Raw genomic sequence first — 17,608 nt, 5'->3', positions numbered from 1 at the left:
TCAACGCCTTCCAGATCGCCTTCGACGGCCGCCTGACCCCCACCAACCAGCGATAACTCAACAACCAAGATCAGCCGTTAAGTTGACACACCCACGCCTGGGTCAGCACCCCGACCGCGACCCGGTCCGACAACCGCTCACCAGATGACTTCAGTTGACCCGCTCTCGGCACATCAACAACAACGACCGGATCGCCCGTAAGTCACCGGTATTGCCTTTAGCCTCGGCGTTTCGGTTGGGGTGATGAGGCGTCGCTGTTCGTCTGCCGTCACGTGGGCCGGGTGATTGCGTTGCCTGGGCATGGCGGAGTCCCGGCGCATGGTCGGGTTCTCCAAGGTCTTTCGGTCGTGGGCGGTCAGAGGTCTGCTGGTCAGCCGGCGGGGCGGGGCAGTGCCGCGAGGCGGTGGAAGGCCGCGGCCAGTTCGTGTCTCCAGGGCCAGGTCGCCGATATCCGCAAGCGCAGACGCCGACCGCCGCGGGTGAGGCGGGCGGCGACGTGGAGCAGTCGGTAGCGGAGCTTCTTCGGCTCGGCGGTGGCCAGTTCCCCGTCCAGCAGCAGGAAACGGGTCCAGGCCAGCAGGTCGATCGCCGTGAGGCTGAGTTCGAGCCAGACGGTATTGACACCGAAGTCGCGAGAGGGGAAGCGGCCGAAGCCGGTGCTCTTGCCGCAACGGATGCGGTCCTCGACGCATGCGTGCCCGCGGTGGCGGACTTCGAGGAACTGAGCCGAACCACCACCGCAGTAGGAAGTGTCGGTGAGGAACACCTGATGGCGCAGGCCCTCGTCCTGGTCGAACAGGGACAGCTGGGCTCCGGGGTGTGGCCGCTCGCGGCGCACGATCATGCGGGTGCCGGCCGGGTAGCCGTCCAGGTCGACCATGCCGGTCAGCTCGGCGACCTCGGCGCCATCACGCAGCGTCCCGTCCTGGTCCAGGGCGGGATGCCAGAGGTCCTCGGGCATGGCCCGGATGGCGCGGCGGACTGGTTCGGTGATGGCGTATCCAACCGAGAAGAAGGTACGGATCCCTCGTTTGCGCACGTCACGGACGTGAGCGAGGAAGGCTTTCGCGGATCCGGCGCTGTCGGTGCGGACCAGGATGTCGGTGCCGTGCCGGTGAGCGTCGGGGATCTGTGCGAGTGCCTGGTCGAACACTGCGATGTGGTCGGTGGCCGTGTTGGCGCCGGCGTTGCCGGGCCGCAGCCGCCCGGACAGCGCCTCACCGGTGTTGGCCAGGAAGCACAGCAGCGGGTGGAACCCGAAACCGCCCTTGTAGGTGGGCGCGGCCGCGTCCTTCTCGGAGTGGCAGGTGATCAGCGTGGCGTCGAGGTCCAGGACCAGGCCGGGCAGCACGCGTCCCGCAGCCCGGGCAGCGGGTATGCCCTCACCGGTCTCGGCCGCCTGCAGCCATGCGATCTCCCGGGCCGAAGCCCTGGCCGAGCGCACCCGAGCCAGTGCCCACTCGTCGACGTCGGCGAGCAACCGCCAGGCCGTCGGTGTCGAGGCGACCGGGCCGAACACGTCGGCCTGGTCCCGCAGCACGGCCAGGTCGGCGATGGCCTCGCCGCCGTCGGCGAGCATCACCGCCAGGTCGGTGGCGATCCGTCCCGGATCATGTCCGGTCCCGCGAGGCCGCAGCGGTCCGAGAGCGGTGGAGTACGCGGCGGTCAGACCTGTGGCGTCGGCGAGATCCGTCAGCAACCGTGCACCGGCATGCCCGACGACCCCCGAACCATCGGCACTGACATGGACCTTGGGACGCAACCCGATACCGTCGGGTAGCGGGAACGCATTGCTGCGTCCCCGCCCCCTCAGAACCGTACGTGCGCGTTGGCCGCGCATACGGCTCAAGCAAGCCCTGAAGGCTCTTGGGAGTGCAGGGTTGTGCCGTTCTTCGACGTGTTCGGCCGTCGTAGGCACATGGCGTGGGCAAGGCGGAGTTGAACGCCGTCCGGCGTCTTCGCTCCCTGATAGGCGATGTGACGTGTCTTGATCGCCTTCCGGGTGGTGCGGAGCCATTGCTCCCACCCGGTCGGGGACTGCGGGGGTCGGTCGGCGTGCAGCAGCAGTTGCCCGCAGAGCTGGCAGCGGCCCTTCTGCGTCTGGAGCAGACGCATCGTGGCCCGGTCCAGCGGCGGCGGAGCGCTTCTGCGTCGCCGGTCGGCCCAGTAGTCGGTCAGGGCGGGATCGTCCGGGGACGAGGTGCCCTTGACCAGCTGGTGCCGGACGATTTTCGTCCAGGCGAACTTGACGAGGTAGGCACCGTTGTCACGGTGGCCGAACACCCATCTGTCCTGCCTGGCAGGGTTGAATCTGCCGAAGTACCGGTTGGTGATCCAGTGCTTCGACTTCTTCGGATGCCTGCGCAGGGCCCACCGGTAGGTGAGCTGCCACAAGTAGCCGTCCAGAGAGGCGAAGACCTCCTTGGACACCACCGTCCGGTAGTAGGCTGCCCATCCGCGGACGATCGGATTGACCGCCCGCAGCACCGCAAGGGTTTCCGCGCCTCGCAGGGTCCGGATCTCCTCACGCAGCCTGGCCCGTATCCGCCTGACGGCCGCCTTACTGGGCTTGATCAGCAGCTTGCCGCTCCGGTAGCGGCGCACGTTGAACCCGAGGAAGTCAAAGCCGGTCTCCGCGTGGACGATGCGTGTCTTGTCCTCGTTGAAGACCAGCCCCCTCGGCGCGAGCCACTCGGCGAGCCGTGCCTTGACCTGCTCAGCCGCGGCGCGGCTGTGGCACATCGCCACCAGATCGTCGGCGTATCTGACCAGCACCGGGGCGTCCGGCCTGATCTCTCCGGCCCGTCGGCCCGGAGGGTAGTACCGCACGCCCGCGGCCGCCTCGATCCCGTGCAGGGCAACGTTCAGTAGCACGGGGCTGATCACTCCGCCTTGAGGAGTTCCCTCCTCGGTCGCAGTGAACCGGCCGCGCTCGACCACCCCGGCCTTCAGCCACTGTCGGACCATGCCCCGGGCGGGGAAGGTGCCGAGCTGGGCAAGAAGCCGGTCGTGGTCAATGCGGTCGAACGCCGCTGCCAGGTCTGCGTCCAGGATCCACACGCGCTGCGGGTTCTTGCCGTTGAGCGTGTTGTAGATGACCCCGATCGCGTCGTGGCAGCCCCGGCCCGGGCGGAAGCCATACGACCTCGCCTCGAACCGGGCCTCCCACTCGGGTTCCAGCGCCGCCGAGACCCGGGCCTGGTGGGCCCTGTCGACGATCACGGGAATGCCGAGCGGGCGCCGTTTGCGTCCCCCCGCCTTGGGGATGAAAACCCGCCGGACCGGACGGGCCTGCCAGATGGTGCCGCGCTGCTGGATGAAGCGCGCCAACTCTGACTTGCCCGGGGCAGTCAGCACGACCTGACCGTCGATCCCCGCCGTCTTCCGTCCAGCGTTGACCTCCGTCACCCGGCGCACGCTGACCAGCGTGTTACTCAGGCTCCGGAGCATCAGTTTCTGCAGGTTCCTGACTTTCGCCAGGTCACCGTCCCTCGATGCCGTGAAGATGCGCTGGCGCAGCCGACGTACGTTCTCCTCCGCCTGGTCCCAGTCAATACTGTCCCAGTACGCGAAGAAGTCGCCCTCCGGTCCGTTCACCCCGGCCGCAGCCGTGGCGTCCAACTTGTCCTTCGGTACTGCCGCTGTCGTCATCGTCCCTCCTCACAGGCTCACCCGGCTCACGTCAGCGTCCTTTCGGACCCGGACACGGTCCGGTATCCAGCGAGTTGGCCGGGACTGCGGCGGAGAGGCCGCTGCTCGTGCTGCCCCGGTTTCCTCTGGCCTTTCGGCCTGCCGGCCTTCGCTTCTTGAGCCGTCCTGTCCCGCCGGAGACATCAGCCTTCCTCACGGTCGGCCCACCGCCAGCCCTGTCCGGGCGACGGCCTCCGTCGGGGTTTCCACGTTCCGCGCGTGCGAGATGCGACCGGAGTGGGCGCCCTCTATATCCCGGGGCGGCGGTGTCCTCCCGGACGGCGTGCATATCCGCCCGGCGCCTGCCGCGTCTCAGCGGCCCGCCCTGCACCCTGCTGCTGCATCCCACCAGCAGGGCTTTTCTTCACGAGACGTCATCGAAGGTTCACGGGTGTTCGCCCGCCCGGTCTTCCCCTTGCCTGTTGCCCCCGGGTGGAACGGCGGCACTTGGGCTTCTCCCCGGAGCTCCGCACCCCGCCGTTACCAGCGACGCACGTCCGGGTGGGGACGGGCCATCGGACACGGACCCGGGGCTACCCTGTCATCGGCGTCATCGCCGACCCCCTCTCCAAGAGCACCCACTCAACACACGCGACCTCGTGTCGCACCTGCACGTAGAAAGTGCCCTCCGCCTGGACCGACAGAACCCCTCAGCAAGGTTCATCGTCCCAGGTCAGGAAGGCACTTTCGCGTTTCCGCCTCGCCAGCCGCCAAACCCAAGCGAAACGGCGAGGTTAGGCGGGGGAGGAAGTCAAGCGAGGCATCCGATTCGACCAGCACGGGGAAGTTCCGCTCCAGAATGGCCGCCCGGCCGATCAGTACGAAGTCGCAACCCTCGTCCAGCAGCCGCGTGGCGCGCCCGGCGCTCTGGATCCGGCCGACCGTGCCCAAGCGCACGCCCTTACGGGACAGATCGGCGAACACGCTGAGCAACGTGCGCCGAGCGACGGTCCGCCCGGCACCCGATCCCTATTCGTACCCGGTGCGCGTCGGTACGGGTCCGGCTCGTCCTCTTGGGTGTCGTCCGACAGTGTCGGCATGGCAATCCGGCCTATCGCACGTCGGCCAGGATGACGCTTTTTCTACGTCTCCATAGGTCCATGTATTTTCCTCGTGAGCCGGACGGCGAATTCTCTCCGACCTGCACTCGCGGGTCAAGGAAATGCTTCATAAGCCCGTGTGAGGGATTTACAGGTGGATGTCAAGGCTCTGCCGCGGACACCTGGATGATGACGGAGCGTGGCCAGTCGACCTCGGGGCGGAGTCGCCGTGGGGTTCGGCCAGATGTCGCCCAGGGCGACTTGGCCGCCCGGGGCGGTTCGGAGAAGCTGAAGGAACACTTCCGTGAGAGCAGAAGGAGGCAGCATGCAAGCCCCGTGGATCACCGAGCCCGAGGGGGGCGTCTTCGTCTTCGACACCGTCGTCCTGCGCGAGGGGGTGGTCACCGAGGAGCTGCTGGAAGCCGTCATCGACGAGACGCTCCGCGACTACCTGCGCCAGCCGGGCTTCGTCTCCGCGCGCTACTACGAGGGTGTCGAGAAGGACACGTTCGTCACCCGGTTGCACTGGGCCGACGAGGAACGGTGGCGCTCTTACCAGGAGGCCGCCGGCCGGTCCGGCACTGCCCTGGAGGAACGCATCGGACAGCTGAAGGGCGCGCGCCACACGGTGTTCGTAGGAGAACAGGTCGCGGGATTCGCCGGTCCCGACGCAGACGAGAAGCCGGGCTACTCCGTCGTGACGACCCGTCATGTGGCGGACCGGGAGGGAGCGTTCGGCGTCCATCGGGCGCTGATGAAGACCGCTGAGTGGAAGCACAGCTGTGCGGGGCTGATCGCCGCGACCCCCTACATCTCTCTGGACGGCAGGTCGTTCCTCAACAACCCCACCTGGGTCGACCAGGAGGCGTTCGACTCGTACGTGGCCCAGCCCGGTCTGGCGAGCGGCATCGCGGATGCCGCCGTGCACGAAGTGGCACCGCGCACGGAGACGTTCTGCCGCTTCCTCCAGGAGGTCGGCGCCGGCGGCGAGTGAACCCGGGCCGACCCGCTCAGCGGCGGTCGGCCTCCAGGTCGTAACGGCGCTGGGCCTCCGCGATGTCCTCGGCGTACCGACCGATGCAGTCGATCAGCTTTCGCGTGTGGGCGGCGATACCGCGCCCGATGGGAGTCAGTTCGTAGGAGACCCGGGGCGGCAGCGTCGGCTCGACCGTACGGGCGATGAGTCCGTCGCGGGTGAGCAGGCGCAGGTTCTGGGACAGCATCTTCTCGCTGATGCCACTAATTCGGTCGCGCAGCACGTGAAAACGGAGCGGAGGTCCGTCCAGGGCGGTCAGGATGAGAACACCCCACCGGCTGGCCACGTGGTCCAGCACGGGTCGGCCGGTGCAGTCGGTGTTAAATGCGTCACCCTGACCGTTCGGGTCTGTGCGGTCTGCCTCAGAAACTACGTTCACATCCTGAGCTTACCCAAAGGGATGCCCTTAAGAAAACGAGCACGGGATGGTTACTCTCGGCGCCATGGAGAAGATCAGCGTGGATATCTGGTCCGACATCATCTGCCTTTGGTGTCCCATCGGGAAAACGCAGTTCGACGCGGCACTCGCCGCATTCCCCCACCGCGACTCCGTGGTCGTCCGGCATCACAGCTTCCAGCTCGATCCCGCGATGCCACAGCTCAGCTCCACCCCGCTGTTCGAGCGCGCCGCCCAGGACATGGGAACGACGCCCGCGAACGCGGCCCGGGTGCTCGGGCAGGTGGCCGCCATTGCCGCCCGGGTCGGGCTGGAGTACCGGCTCGAGTCCGTCAAGGTCGCCAACTCCTTCGACGCGCACCGCCTGGTGCACCTCGCCACCGACCACGGTCGCACCGAGGAGGTCAGAGGGCGGCTGATGCGCGCCTTCACCACCGAGGGCGCGGTGATCTCGGACCGGGACACCCTGGTCCGGCTGGCGGAGGAGGCGGGGCTGGACCCGCAGGAGGCCGCAGCGGTCCTGGACGGCGACAAGTACGCCGACGCCGTGCGGGCCGATCAGGAACTGGCGCACAGGCTCGGAGTGACCGGCGTACCGACCTACATCGTCGACGGGTCGTACATCACCTCCGGTTCGAAGGACCCCGAGGAACTGAGCCGGATGCTCGACCAGGCGTTGCGGAAGAAGAACGCCTGAACCATCGGTCCCTCTGTCCGGCTTCGGGCCGTGCGCCCGGGCCGCCCGAACCCCTTGTCCCCGGATGCAGGAGGTTCCATGGATCTCAACACCGCGCTCGCCGCGCCCGACGTGCGGCGGGCCGACAGCACATCGGTCGTCGCCAGCCAGTGGTACGTACCGGACCGGCCGCACGTTTTAGGCGAACTGCGGAAGATCGCCGCCCGCTGGCAGGCCGGTCCGCTGCCCGAGGGCCTGCTCTCGCTCAGCTGCTGGCTCAGCGACACCGACGACACGGCCCTGACCTGGGCCCAGTTCTCGGATCTGGAGCGCTTCCGCCGTACGGCCGACCGTTCCGATGACATCCCTCTGTCTGTCGTGCGGGGCGTCGAGTACCAACTGGTCCGCAGCGTCGTACTGGACGACGAGAAACGCGAGCCGGGCTGTGTGGTGATCGCCGTGTTCGACGTCGACGGCGCAGAACGGCAGCGACGGACCGTGGAAACCGTCGGAGACGCCCTGGAGAGGGGGCGGGACAGCCTGCCCGGCATGCTCTCGGCGAACTTCCACGCCAGCGTCGACGGAAGCCGTGTCCTCAACTACGCGGAGTGGACCACTGCCGAGGCCCATGCTGCGTTCATGGACAGCCCCGGAAGGGCCGATGTCTACCAGGCCTCCAGCAGTCTGCCGGGCGTGCGCCCCATCGGATACCGACGATACCGGCTCTACAGGAGCGTGCTCTGATGACCACCGTGTCACCCGGCACCGCCCACAGGTGCCAGTTCCATCTCAACTCCTACCATTCCACGGTCTACTTCACGCCGTATCTGAACAAGTACCTCGCCGAGTACGGGGTTTCGGACGATATGGCCGTCTACTTCGCCGGACGCGCCGCACCGCTGGGCGCCGTGGGGCCCGGCGTCATCACCGCGATCTTCAACGGCTTCGCGCACGGTCTGGTCGCGGAGCTGTTCCCCGGGCTCTGGCAGCAGGTCGCCCCGTCCGCCGTCCTCGAGGCCCGGCTGCGTGCGGTCGACGCGACACTGCGTCAGGTGCTGGACGAACGCGAGCTGGACTCGCCCGGCATGGTCCGGGCCGCCGAGCTCGCCCTGCGCGCGGCGGAGGCATGTGAGCGCGCCGACCGTCCGCTGTTCGCGGCCAACGCCGACCTGCCGGTGCCGGACGAACCACATCTGGCTTTCTGGCACGCGGCCACGCTGCTGCGCGAGTACCGGGGCGGCGGTCACTTCTCCGTGCTGAGCGAGGCGGGACTCGCCGGACTGGACGGCCTGGTGTCGCACTGCGCGAGCCCACAGGGCATGCCCCGGGAGTTCGTCATGACCAAGCGCGGCTGGACCATCGACGACTGGCAGGCGGCGGAGGAGCGGCTGCGCGAGCGGGGTCTGATGGACAAAGCCGGTGCGCTGACCCCGAAGGGCCTGCGGCTGCGCGAGCAGGTGGAGGAGGCCACCGACCGTCTGGACCGAGCCCCGTACGCCCGTCTGGGAGAGCGCGACGCGTCGGAGCTGACCGAGCTGGCCCGTCGGTTCGTGGCCTCGGCGGCCGCGCTCTTCCCCCCGCCCGTGCTGGGCACCTTCGTCGAACCGGACTGATCCCACGGGCGCACGGCTGCCGCCCCCGGCCGCGCGGGGGCGGCTCACGGGACCGTGCGCGACTCCCCTCTCCATCTCTTTTCCCTTCCCCGCTCACACTATGGAGGGCGGTATGACCCAAGGAGACGGCATGAACCAGGAAGACGCCGCGCTGGCCGAGTCGCCCGTCGGTCTGTGGGCCAGTGTGGCCGAGCGGGCAGTGATCGAGTACGCGGACGGGCTGCTGGCCGTGAAGGACTCCAACCGGACCCACGCGGGAGTGCTGAACAAGCTCTTCGAGAACGAAGGCGGCCTGACCCGCGACGAACTGCGGGTCGAGCTGACCGGATACATCGACCCGGGCACCGTCGATCCGGCCGCCGACGATCTGGTGCGCCGCGGCTGGGCCGAGGAGGCGGACGGCGGGCGGCTTCGCATCACCGCCGACGGGACGAAGGCAAGGACGGAACTGCTGGACATCCTCATCGGCTCCCGGGAGCACATCCACCGGGGCATCTCGGACGAGGAGTACGTGGCCATGATCAAGGTGCTGCGCCGTTTCATCATCAACTGCGGTGGTGAACACCTGCTGCCGTAGTAAGGCGGAACAGGGCGACGAGCCCTGCACTCCCACTGCGGACAGCGCGCTGTCCCGGACACCTGGCACTCGCCATGTGTCGCGCTGACCGGTCAGCGGGCCAGGGCTCGTCGACGGCGCCGGCGACGGCGGCCGTTCCCGCGTCGTCGAAGTGCAGGTGGTCGCCGGGGTCATAGCCGGGCCGGAGCCGCTGCGGGTCGGCCGAATCGCGCACGGCGGCGTCGGCCACCGAGTCGAAGGCGCCGCCGCTGCGGCTGAACGCATTGACTCGCCGCCGTACCAGGGGCCTGCCGATCAATAACTCGTCGGTTTTCGTGGGCTGTTGGGTCGTAGGATGCGGGGGTGTCGGAGGGGATGAAGGCAGAGCTGGTGGATGTGTTCGGGCTGTTGCTGCCGCATCTCGATGAGCGCCAGCAGCGCCTGACGCTGGGCGCCGCGGCCCGCGTTCTGGGCCATGGCGGGATCCGCATGGTGGCCGGGGCGGCCGGGGTGGCGGAGTCCACGGTGTCGCGCGGGAAGCGGGAGCTGGAGCACGCGGAGGAGCCCGCTGGCCGGGTCCGGGCACCGGGCGCGGGTCGCAAGCCCTTGCGGGAGGCCGATCCGGGGCTGGTGCCCGCGTTGCTGGCGCTGGTCGAGCCGGACCAGCGTGGCGACCCGGAATCTCCGCTGCTGTGGACGGTGAGGTCTACCCGGAATGTGGCGGCCGAGCTGACGCGCCAGGGGCACCGGGTCGCTTCGGACACGGTGGCCACGCTGTTGAAAGCGGAGGGCTTCTCCCTGCAGGGCACCTCCAGGACCACCGAGGGGGCCCGGCATCCTGACCGTGACGCCCAGTTCCGCTACATCAACGACCAGGTCACGGCCTGCCTCGCGGACGGACAGCCGGTCATCAGCGTGGACGCGAAGAAGAAGGAGACGCTGGGCAACTACGCGGTCATCGGACGGGAATGGCATCGGGCCGGGCATCCTGTCGAGGTCCGTGCGCACGATTTCCCCGAGAAGGGCGCCCAGAAAGCGGTGCCGTACGGGATCTACGACATCGGCGCGGATGCCGGCTGGGTGTCGGTGGGCTGCGACGGGGACACTTCTGCCTTCGCGGTGGCCACTTTGCGCCGCTGGTGGAACGGTGAGGGGCGCCGCCGCTACCCGCACGCCTCCCGCCTGCTGGTCACGGCCGACGCTGGAGGCTCCAACGGCTACCGCGTGCGCGCCTGGAAGAAGGAACTCGCGGACTTTGCCTACGAGACGGGCCTGGAAGTGACTGTCTGCCACTTTCCGCCGGGAACATCGAAATGGAACAAAATAGAACACCGGCTGTTCTCGCAGATCAGCATCAACTGGCGTGGTAGGCCCCTGACCAGCCACGAAGTCGTCGTCAGCACCATCGGAGCGACCACGACACGCAGCGGACTGTCCGTCCACGCCGAACTCGACGCCGGCGCCTACCCCACCGGCGTCACCGTCCCCGACACCGTCATGGAACGCCTGCCCCTGACGCCGCACGAGTGGCACGGCACGTGGAACTACACCCTGCAGCCCGAACCGCTCGCTCCCGAATTGTCCCCGCCCAGCGTCGAGTTCGGACGCTTTCCCACCGGCGACAAGCTCCCCCTGTGGCTGCGGCACCCCAGCCTCACCGGACTCGAACCCGCCGCCTTCGACGATCTCGCCGCCCGCTACCAAGCCTGGTGTGCCGAGCACCCGCCGGTCTTCCTGCCCGGCAAACGCCCCGACGGCGGCCCCGGCGCTGGCAGCAGACGACTCTCCGTCGCTGACCAGCTTGTCGTCTTCCTCCTCACGAAGCGCTGGTCCATGGCCCAAACGCCACTCGCCGAGGCAACCGGCCTGGCCAAGAGCCGGATCGGCGCGACCCTCCGGGAGGCCACACCCGTGCTCACCGCTCTCGGGCACACGGTCCCGGTCGGCGCCCTCACCGTGACCACGGCACAACAGCTCGCGGAGATCGCCGGGCACAACCCCACACCCCCGTAATCCCCACCAAGACCTAGGAGTTATTGATCGGCAGGTCCCAGGGCCGCGTCGTTCAGGTGATGTGTCCTGGTTGATCACGTGATGCCGAGGGTGATCGGTGGACGGTTGGCGTCGCGGGTGTGGTGGCGGAGTCCAGCGGTGATGTTCGTCTGGTTGGCGAGTCGGAGAGCGCCGATGGCCAGGCTGCGCAGGGATGCCATGGCAGGTGGAGCGGTGCCGGTGCGTACGCGCGGGAGGCGTCCTCGGCGTACGTGGTGTCCCTGACGTGGTGGATCTTGTTCTCGATGCCCCAGTGGCCGCGGACGCGGCGGGCGATCTCGGTTGCGTCGGCCTGCTCCGCGGTCAGGTCGTACAGCGAACAATCCCCTGCGTACCCTGGCATTTTCGCCGCCCAAGCGGAGCCGACCTCCCCTCTTCGCGCGGGCCTGTGTCGGCCGTGGGGAACCCTGTGACAAGATCCGCTGGCATGTCATCTGTCATGTCGTCTGCCATGCCTTCGTCGCCTTCGGCGCCCGCGGGCCCGTCAAGAACCGGTCGCCGTCTGCTGGTCGCGCTGCTCGCGCTGCTCGCGACAGCAGGCTCCACCGTGGCCGAGGCCGGCACGCCGTCCGGCCCGGCGCCCGGCGCCGCGGTGAGAGTGGCCGAACCCGCGACGCCCGACCGCCCCAGCTACGACGTGAAGCTGCGCGCCGACGCCGACGGCTCCCACTGGGCGGGCCGGCAGACGGTGTCCTTCCGCAACGCCTCCAGCCGGCCCCTGCGTGAGGTGTACATACGCCTGTGGGGCAATGGCGAGGACGGCTGCGGGACATCCGGAAGACCGTCCCCCGTCCGCGTCTCCCACGTGCGCGGCGGCACTCCGGGCCGCCCCGGCGTGAGGTGCACGGCGCTGCGCATCGCTCTGCCGAGGCCGCTCGCACGCGGTGAGCGGACGGCCGTCTCCTTCGACGTGGCCCTCACCGTGCCCACACGCAACAACCGCTTCGGCCGCGAAGGCGCGTTCCGCTTCCTGGGCAACGCGCTGCCGGTCCTCGCCGTGCACGACACGAGGGGGTGGCACCTCGATCCGTATGTGTCGTACGGCGAGAGCTTCTACACCCTGGCGAGCGACTTCCGGGTGCGCCTCGACCACCCGTCCGCCCTCAAGGTCCCGGCGACCGGCAGCACATGGACCCGCCCCGGCGCTACCGGGCGTACGGTCACCCACAGTGTCGCCAAGCGGGTGCGGGACTTCGCATGGGCGGCGGGCCCGTTCCGCACCGCGACCCAGACCTCGCCCGACGGCGTGCGCGTGAAGTCGTACTGGTCGCCGAACACGCCCGCCGCCGGTGTCCGCATCAACCGCAAGGACGGCGTCGCCGCCATCGACCGGTTCGGCAGGGAGTTCGGCCACTATCCGTACGGCGAGATAGACCTCGTGATGACCCCCGGGTTCGCCGGCGGCATGGAGTACCCCGGCCTGGTCATCCTCGGCACCGAGGAGGAGGGCGGCGCCGCCGTCCATGAGATCGCCCACCAGTGGTGGTACGGCGTCGTGGGCAACGACGAGTACAACTCACCCTGGCTGGACGAGAGTTTCGCTCAGTACGCCAACGCGCGCTACTACCGCTGGGACGGGTTCGAGTGCTCGGCGGACGACTCCTGGCCGAGCGCCACCGCCGCGCTCACCAACTCGATGGCCTACTGGTCTACACACCGTGGCGAGTACTTCCAGGTCGTGTACGGGATCGGCCCCTGCGTCCTGGCCGACCTGGAGCACGTCCTCGGGGCCGGCACCATGGCGCGCCTCATCAAGAAGTACGCCCACGACCACTGGTACGGCGTCTCCACCACCGTCGACTTCAAGAAGGCCGCACAGTCGATGACGCACAGGGACCTCGGTCCCTTCTGGCGGAAGCACCGCATCCGCTGACGTCGCACTCCGCTCGCGGGTGACGGGCGTACCCCGTCGGCGCCACGATGACGGTGACCGACGGGGTACGCGGGCAGGGCGGCGTCGTTCCGGCGGTGCATCCGGGTTGATGGGGCTTCAGGAGCTGGGGCAGGACTGCGGGGTGGTCGGCGGGGGCTGACGCGGAGGCAGGCACGACTTCCGGTGATCATGAGGTGTCGAGTCCCTGATCACCACGACGGAAGACCGTGCCTGCCTGCTCATCCTCGCTCATCCCGCGCCCTCTGGGCCAACTCGCCGACACCGCGCCGACCGTCCCCGATGACACCCCCTGTGTCAACCTCAGGCCACTTGAACCAGCTCGGGCTGGGGCAGGACGTGTTGTGCCGCGCCGTGTCGGGCGGGGTCGTAGGGCTCGTGGCTGAGCCAGCAGCGGTAGATCACGCGGACCCATGCGCGGGCCAGGACGCGGGTCGCGTGCGGGTGGTCCATGCCGCGGCCTCGGGCCCGCTGGTAGATGTCCGCTGCCCAGGCGCTGTCGTGGCGGCTGTTGTCCGCGAAGGTTGTGATGGCCTGGCGGAGGCGTTTGTTGCAGGCCCAGCGGTAGGAGACCCCGCGCATGCGTCCGGATGCCTTGGTGACCGGGGCGACGCCTGCGAAGGCGGCAACGGAGCTCGGGCTGTCGTAGGCGTCGCGGGAGTCGCCCCACTCGGCGAGCATCTGGGCGGCGTTGACGCGTCCGGCTCTGGGCAGCGAGGCGAAGATCCGGCCGTCGGGATGCTGGCTGAGGTGGGCGTCGACGGAGCGGTCGAGGTCCTTCTTGACTCCGCCGAGCGTCCGCAGCACGGCGACCAGGGCCATGACGGCGTCCTGGCCGGCCTCGGTGTGGTGCTCGGCCGTGACGCCGGGCGGGGCCGCCCGCAGACGTCTGACGAGCTCTGCGGCGGTGCGCCGGCCGGAGTAGCCGTGCTTGGTGCAGAACGCGGCCATGCGCTTCTCACCCAGGGCCGCGGCGGAGGCCGGGGTCGGGTAGCGGGTGAGGAACTCCAGCGCGATCGGCGACTCCACGTCCTTGAACAGGGCTTTCGCACCCGGCCAGAAGGCGTCCAGCAGTGCGGAAAGCATGTTGGTGGCCATCACCCGCAGCCGCACGACGTCGTCGCGGGTGCGGACCACGGTCCGAAGCGCCTTGGTCTGGTCGGAGAACGGGCGGGCGGGGCTGAGCTTGTGGTGCCGCAGCCGCAGGTACTCGGCGATCACCATCGCGTCCCCGGGGTCGGACTTCGCGCCGGACAGGACCTCGGCGTCCCGCCATGCCTTGATGGCGTTGGACTTCACCGGCACCACCGGGTGCCCGGCCTCCAGCAGCACGTCCACCAGGCGCCCGTCCGGCCGCTCGATGGCCACGGGTATGTCCTCGGCCGCGCCGAGTCTGGCGAGGCGGCGGGCCAGGTCGGCGAACCCGGCGGCGGTGTGGGTGATCGTGAACTGGGTCTTGGGGCGGCCGGTTTCGGTCAGGACGCACACCGCGTGCTCGGCCGATCCCCAGTCGATCCCGACGTAGTACGCGCTCTCGGGCAGTGCCACAGCTCTCCTTGGGCCTATCAGCGACAGGCCGGTGACGGAGCTGGTCCCCGGGCGGTCACTGACTGGCGCTCTGCGGCGCGTCCCTCTGTTGCCGGTCGACAGCTCCGGAAGAGCCGGGGGCGGCAGTGTCATCGGGGCTCTCGCAGAGCGACCACCCCAGGCCGTCACCCCGGCTCTCACCGGCATCCAACCACGAGCATCCAACTGGCGCCCGCAGAAAGGATGGTGGACCAGTGACCTCCCCGGCCTGCTGACGTGCCTGGCCCGATCCCCGCCGGGGCCAGCGCCGACGCCACCCGCTCGCCTTCGTCCTCTCCCTGGCCGCGTGCGCGGTCCTGGCGGGAGCGAAGGCCCTGGCCGCGATCGCGGAGTGGGCCGCCGACGCCCCGCCCAACGTCCTGGCCCGGGCTCGGTGGCCCATGCCGGGAGCCGGACCGCGGCTGGCGATCCTCGGTTCCGCCGTGAACGGCTATCCGCAGCTGCAGCAGTCGGTGCTGCACTCGGTGCTGAACGAGTTTTGATGGGGGATCAGATCGGCCACAACATCCACTCCCTCCACGGCAGTGGGGCCGCAGTCGCGGTGGGCGTATGCCTGACGACAGCCCTGTCCGGCGTGGACTCCGCGGCCGACGTCTTCGGAGCGCACCCGGCGATCAGCGTCCGGATCTCCGTCGCTGGGGGCGGTGTTCAACGCCGGTCTGCTGCTGTTGAGTTACCGGTTTACGACCGGCAGACGGCTGCGGTCCAGGGCCATGTACGGCCCGGCTCTGGGTGGGGCCCGCGCCTGGCAGCCACTGCAGTGGGGCGGCTCCTCCTACGTCAGACACATGCTGCGGGGCGCTATGCCGACCTGCGTGCGGTTGCTAAGAGCACGTCAAATGATCTGTGACATTCCGCATATGCCATGGAGCGCTAAGTCATCGAGATGAACAACCCCGGCTTCTAGCAGGGGTGTCCGGTGATCGCCGCCCGCGCCCGGTCCTCCAAGCGGAGCGGAGATTCCCTAAGTTCACCCTGGCCTTATTGACACTGTCCGGCGCAGGGTTCTTACGCTTAGGTGTCGATACCCGAACGACTGTCCAGTCACCGTTGGACATGCCGTGCGGCGGAGGCACCCACCCCCGTCGCAGGGTCGACGGGAGCGGTCGGAACGGCCCGCCAATTCCCCGCTCGGCTCGGTTGGTCGGCGCCGTGACCGACACCACGCGAGTACCGTGCTGGGCGGAGCGGTGGTGCCCGCCGGACAGCGCCTCCCTTGGTTTGCCAGTCACACAGCGAAAGGCCAGCTGAGTCATGCGGGTGCTAGTAGTGGACGATGACGCCGCCTGCGCACGGTCCGTCGTCCAAGTGCTGAGGCGGAACGGCTTTGACGCGTGGAGCGTCGGGACGGGTGCAGCGGCATTGGCGCAACATCACAAAGCCGACCTGCTGTTACTCGATCTCGGATTGCCGGACCTCGACGGTCTGCAGGTCTGTGCGGACATACGCGCCATGGCGGACACTCCGATCATCGCGATCACAGAGAGCGGCACAGAGCTCGAACGCGTGCTGTGCCTGAAGTCCGGATGTGACGACTGCATCAACAAGCGCTGCGGCCTCCAGGAGTTGGTCGCCCGCGTGGAGGCGGTGCTGCGCCGGGCCCGTCTTGCGGTCCACACCCGGTCCATCGTCCACGGGCCACTGCGGATCGACGCAGCCCGGCGGGAGGCGTACCTCTCCGGAAACCTGCTGGCTCTGACTCGCAAGGAATTCGACTTGCTGCACGTGCTCGCCTCTCGTCCCGGCACGGTCTTCAGCCGGAAGGAACTGATGGCGCTGGTGTGGCACGACCGTTCGCCGGCCACCGGGCGGACCATCGACACGCATGTCAACAGCCTGCGCAAGAAGCTCGGTCACAGTACCTGGATCCTCACCGTGCGGGGTGTCGGCTTCCGGCTCGGGCGGGGGATGAGCGCCGCGGCCTGACCCGTGTCCGGCGACAGGACGGCACATGCCCGGTGACGCATTCCGGCCGTCGCGCCCCTTTCATCCCGCAAGGGGCGCGACGGGTTCGGTGGATCACTGACCGTACGGCCGCTTCCGGCGCGCCTCCCGCAGGGCCTCGCCCCACCAGGAGAGCTGGTCCAGCATCGTCTTGGCGGCGGCCACGGCGGCCTCAGGCTCCTTCGGCGTGCCGTCCTCCTCGAACTTCTCCCAGGCGTTGTGGAAGCTGACCTGCTCGCGGATGGTGACGGCGTGCAGTTCGGCGAAGACCGGCCGCAGGTGCTCGGCCGCGCGCAGGCCGCCCGCCAGACCGCCGTAGGACACCAGGCCCACGGGCTTGGCCCGCCACTGCGTGTAGTGCCAGTCGATCAGGGACTTCAGCGATGCCGGGTAGCTGTGGTTGTACTCCGGCGTCACCACGACGAAGGCGTCGGCGCTCTCCAGACGTGGCGTCACCTGGGCCAGTACCTCTGCGTCCGCGACGGACGGGGACTGCGACAGCGCCACCGGCAGCGGGTGGTCGGCGAGGTCGATGTAGTCGACCTCGAGGTCGCCGCGCCGGCGGGCCTGCTCGGTGATCCAGCGCGCGACCGTGGGGCCGAACCTGCCCTCCCGGACGCTGGCGCAGATGACGGCGAGGCGAAGAGGGGACGCGGACATGTCTCTCCTTCGGGGGTGATGTGGTGGGTGGTGGATGCGGCTGCCGGGTTCCTGGCGGTCCGGTACCGGGATCCGAGCCGGCCCGGGATGCAAGGGGGTCTGCCGCGTCACCGTCCCCGTCCGGCTGCCCGGCGGTGTCGGACGCCGGGCGCCGGCGAGGTATGCGTCGGCGACGAGGCCGGCCCCGGCCGCGATGACCAGGAACAGCGGCTGGATGCCGGGCGAGGCGATCACGGGCTGGGCGACGACCGGGGCGGGGAACTGTCTGAGGTTGCCTTCTCCCCCAGCTGAAGCCGGGAGATTCTTCCCTCGCGGGTTGAGCTTTCTGCTTCTCAGACAGCAGCTGCCCCGAACTAACGGCAAGGGACGTTGGTACGCCCAGCAGTCTTACACCAGCTCCACAGACCTGACATCCCGCCAGCCCGGCGGTAGGCCCGGCCGGCTTGGTTATCGCCGACCGGACGCC

15 protein-coding genes are annotated in these 17,608 nt (G+C 69.0%); 8 read left to right on the top strand and 7 right to left on the bottom strand.

Annotated features, from left to right (window positions below; translation table 11 throughout):
- Nucleotides 1–370: 370 nt before the first annotated feature.
- The 3 genes from ACWCQ1_RS49775 to ACWCQ1_RS49765 all read right to left on the bottom strand — a co-directional run bounded on the left by ACWCQ1_RS49775 (nucleotide 371) and on the right by ACWCQ1_RS49765 (nucleotide 4,614).
- Nucleotides 371–1,762 carry an IS1380 family transposase gene (locus tag ACWCQ1_RS49775; protein ID WP_451029828.1) on the bottom strand — a complete coding sequence of 464 codons (1,392 nt, stop codon included), beginning with the start codon at nucleotides 1,760–1,762 and terminating at the stop codon, nucleotides 371–373.
- A gap of 83 nt (nucleotides 1,763–1,845) precedes the next feature.
- Nucleotides 1,846–3,651 (bottom strand): group II intron reverse transcriptase/maturase, encoded by a 1,806-nt coding sequence (gene ltrA, locus ACWCQ1_RS49770; RefSeq protein WP_451029827.1) that lies wholly within the window; start codon nucleotides 3,649–3,651, stop codon nucleotides 1,846–1,848.
- A 699-nt stretch (nucleotides 3,652–4,350) separates the two neighbouring features.
- Nucleotides 4,351–4,614 (bottom strand): hypothetical protein, encoded by a 264-nt coding sequence (locus ACWCQ1_RS49765; protein ID WP_451029826.1) that lies wholly within the window; start codon nucleotides 4,612–4,614, stop codon nucleotides 4,351–4,353.
- 441 nt (nucleotides 4,615–5,055) lie between these two features.
- On the opposite strand from ACWCQ1_RS49765, the gene ACWCQ1_RS49760 reads away from it, so the two are divergent.
- On the top strand, nucleotides 5,056–5,724 hold the full coding sequence (locus ACWCQ1_RS49760; RefSeq protein ID WP_451029825.1) for a hypothetical protein: 669 nt from the start codon (nucleotides 5,056–5,058) through the stop codon (nucleotides 5,722–5,724).
- A gap of 16 nt (nucleotides 5,725–5,740) precedes the next feature.
- Here ACWCQ1_RS49760 and ACWCQ1_RS49755 read toward each other — a convergent pair whose 3' ends face one another.
- On the bottom strand, nucleotides 5,741–6,064 hold the full coding sequence (locus ACWCQ1_RS49755; RefSeq protein ID WP_308286633.1) for a winged helix-turn-helix transcriptional regulator: 324 nt from the start codon (nucleotides 6,062–6,064) through the stop codon (nucleotides 5,741–5,743).
- A 145-nt stretch (nucleotides 6,065–6,209) separates the two neighbouring features.
- Here ACWCQ1_RS49755 and ACWCQ1_RS49750 point away from each other — a divergent pair, with 145 nt between their 5' ends.
- The 5 genes from ACWCQ1_RS49750 to ACWCQ1_RS49730 all read left to right on the top strand — a co-directional run bounded on the left by ACWCQ1_RS49750 (nucleotide 6,210) and on the right by ACWCQ1_RS49730 (nucleotide 11,021).
- Nucleotides 6,210–6,860 (top strand): DsbA family oxidoreductase, encoded by a 651-nt coding sequence (locus ACWCQ1_RS49750; protein ID WP_451029824.1) that lies wholly within the window; start codon nucleotides 6,210–6,212, stop codon nucleotides 6,858–6,860.
- 78 nt (nucleotides 6,861–6,938) lie between these two features.
- A complete protein-coding gene (locus tag ACWCQ1_RS49745) occupies nucleotides 6,939–7,583 on the top strand; it encodes an antibiotic biosynthesis monooxygenase (RefSeq protein WP_451029823.1) in 645 nt (214 codons plus the stop codon).
- Entirely contained in the window at nucleotides 7,583–8,452 is an 870-nt protein-coding gene (locus ACWCQ1_RS49740) for an SCO6745 family protein (protein ID WP_133049609.1), read from the top strand. The genes ACWCQ1_RS49745 and ACWCQ1_RS49740 overlap by 1 nt, the downstream gene beginning before the upstream one ends.
- A 130-nt stretch (nucleotides 8,453–8,582) precedes the next feature.
- Entirely contained in the window at nucleotides 8,583–9,029 is a 447-nt protein-coding gene (locus tag ACWCQ1_RS49735; protein WP_451029822.1) for a MarR family transcriptional regulator, read from the top strand.
- A gap of 369 nt (nucleotides 9,030–9,398) precedes the next feature.
- A complete protein-coding gene (locus ACWCQ1_RS49730; protein ID WP_451029829.1) occupies nucleotides 9,399–11,021 on the top strand; it encodes an ISAzo13 family transposase in 1,623 nt (540 codons plus the stop codon).
- A 74-nt stretch (nucleotides 11,022–11,095) separates the two neighbouring features.
- Here ACWCQ1_RS49730 and ACWCQ1_RS49725 read toward each other — a convergent pair whose 3' ends face one another.
- A complete protein-coding gene (locus tag ACWCQ1_RS49725) occupies nucleotides 11,096–11,221 on the bottom strand; it encodes a hypothetical protein (protein ID WP_451029821.1) in 126 nt (41 codons plus the stop codon).
- Between the two features lie 290 nt (nucleotides 11,222–11,511).
- Between ACWCQ1_RS49725 and ACWCQ1_RS49720 the strand changes: the two genes are divergently transcribed.
- Nucleotides 11,512–12,933 (top strand): M1 family metallopeptidase, encoded by a 1,422-nt coding sequence (locus ACWCQ1_RS49720; protein WP_451029820.1) that lies wholly within the window; start codon nucleotides 11,512–11,514, stop codon nucleotides 12,931–12,933.
- Between the two features lie 321 nt (nucleotides 12,934–13,254).
- Here ACWCQ1_RS49720 and ACWCQ1_RS49715 read toward each other — a convergent pair whose 3' ends face one another.
- A complete protein-coding gene (locus tag ACWCQ1_RS49715) occupies nucleotides 13,255–14,499 on the bottom strand; it encodes an IS110 family RNA-guided transposase (protein WP_358604133.1) in 1,245 nt (414 codons plus the stop codon).
- Nucleotides 14,500–15,807: 1,308 nt separating this feature from the next.
- Here ACWCQ1_RS49715 and ACWCQ1_RS49710 point away from each other — a divergent pair.
- Nucleotides 15,808–16,464 carry a response regulator transcription factor gene (locus ACWCQ1_RS49710; RefSeq protein ID WP_451029819.1) on the top strand — a complete coding sequence of 219 codons (657 nt, stop codon included), beginning with the start codon at nucleotides 15,808–15,810 and terminating at the stop codon, nucleotides 16,462–16,464.
- Nucleotides 16,465–16,557: 93 nt separating this feature from the next.
- On the opposite strand, the gene ACWCQ1_RS49705 is transcribed toward ACWCQ1_RS49710, so the two are convergent.
- The gene (locus ACWCQ1_RS49705; protein ID WP_133049613.1) at nucleotides 16,558–17,142 is read right to left on the bottom strand and encodes an NAD(P)H-dependent oxidoreductase; all 585 of its coding nucleotides are present in this window, start codon (nucleotides 17,140–17,142) and stop codon (nucleotides 16,558–16,560) included.
- Between the last annotated feature and the right edge of the window lie 466 nt (nucleotides 17,143–17,608).

This window comes from Streptomyces sp. NPDC002144, from assembly GCF_053593695.1.
This window is presented reverse-complemented; position numbering and strand designations above follow the sequence as displayed.

Excerpts from the sequence above, each read along its gene's own strand:
- ltrA (WP_451029827.1), bottom strand. The coding sequence starts at position 3,651 with ATGACGACAGCGGCAGTACCGAAGGACAAGTTGGACGCCACGGCTGCG.
- ACWCQ1_RS49760 (WP_451029825.1), top strand. The coding sequence starts at position 5,056 with ATGCAAGCCCCGTGGATCACCGAGCCCGAGGGGGGCGTCTTCGTCTTC.
- ACWCQ1_RS49750 (WP_451029824.1), top strand. The coding sequence starts at position 6,210 with ATGGAGAAGATCAGCGTGGATATCTGGTCCGACATCATCTGCCTTTGG.
- ACWCQ1_RS49745 (WP_451029823.1), top strand. The coding sequence starts at position 6,939 with ATGGATCTCAACACCGCGCTCGCCGCGCCCGACGTGCGGCGGGCCGAC.
- ACWCQ1_RS49740 (WP_133049609.1), top strand. The coding sequence starts at position 7,583 with ATGACCACCGTGTCACCCGGCACCGCCCACAGGTGCCAGTTCCATCTC.
- ACWCQ1_RS49735 (WP_451029822.1), top strand. The coding sequence starts at position 8,583 with ATGAACCAGGAAGACGCCGCGCTGGCCGAGTCGCCCGTCGGTCTGTGG.
- ACWCQ1_RS49725 (WP_451029821.1), bottom strand. The coding sequence starts at position 11,221 with ATGGCATCCCTGCGCAGCCTGGCCATCGGCGCTCTCCGACTCGCCAAC.
- ACWCQ1_RS49720 (WP_451029820.1), top strand. The coding sequence starts at position 11,512 with ATGCCTTCGTCGCCTTCGGCGCCCGCGGGCCCGTCAAGAACCGGTCGC.
- ACWCQ1_RS49705 (WP_133049613.1), bottom strand. The coding sequence starts at position 17,142 with ATGTCCGCGTCCCCTCTTCGCCTCGCCGTCATCTGCGCCAGCGTCCGG.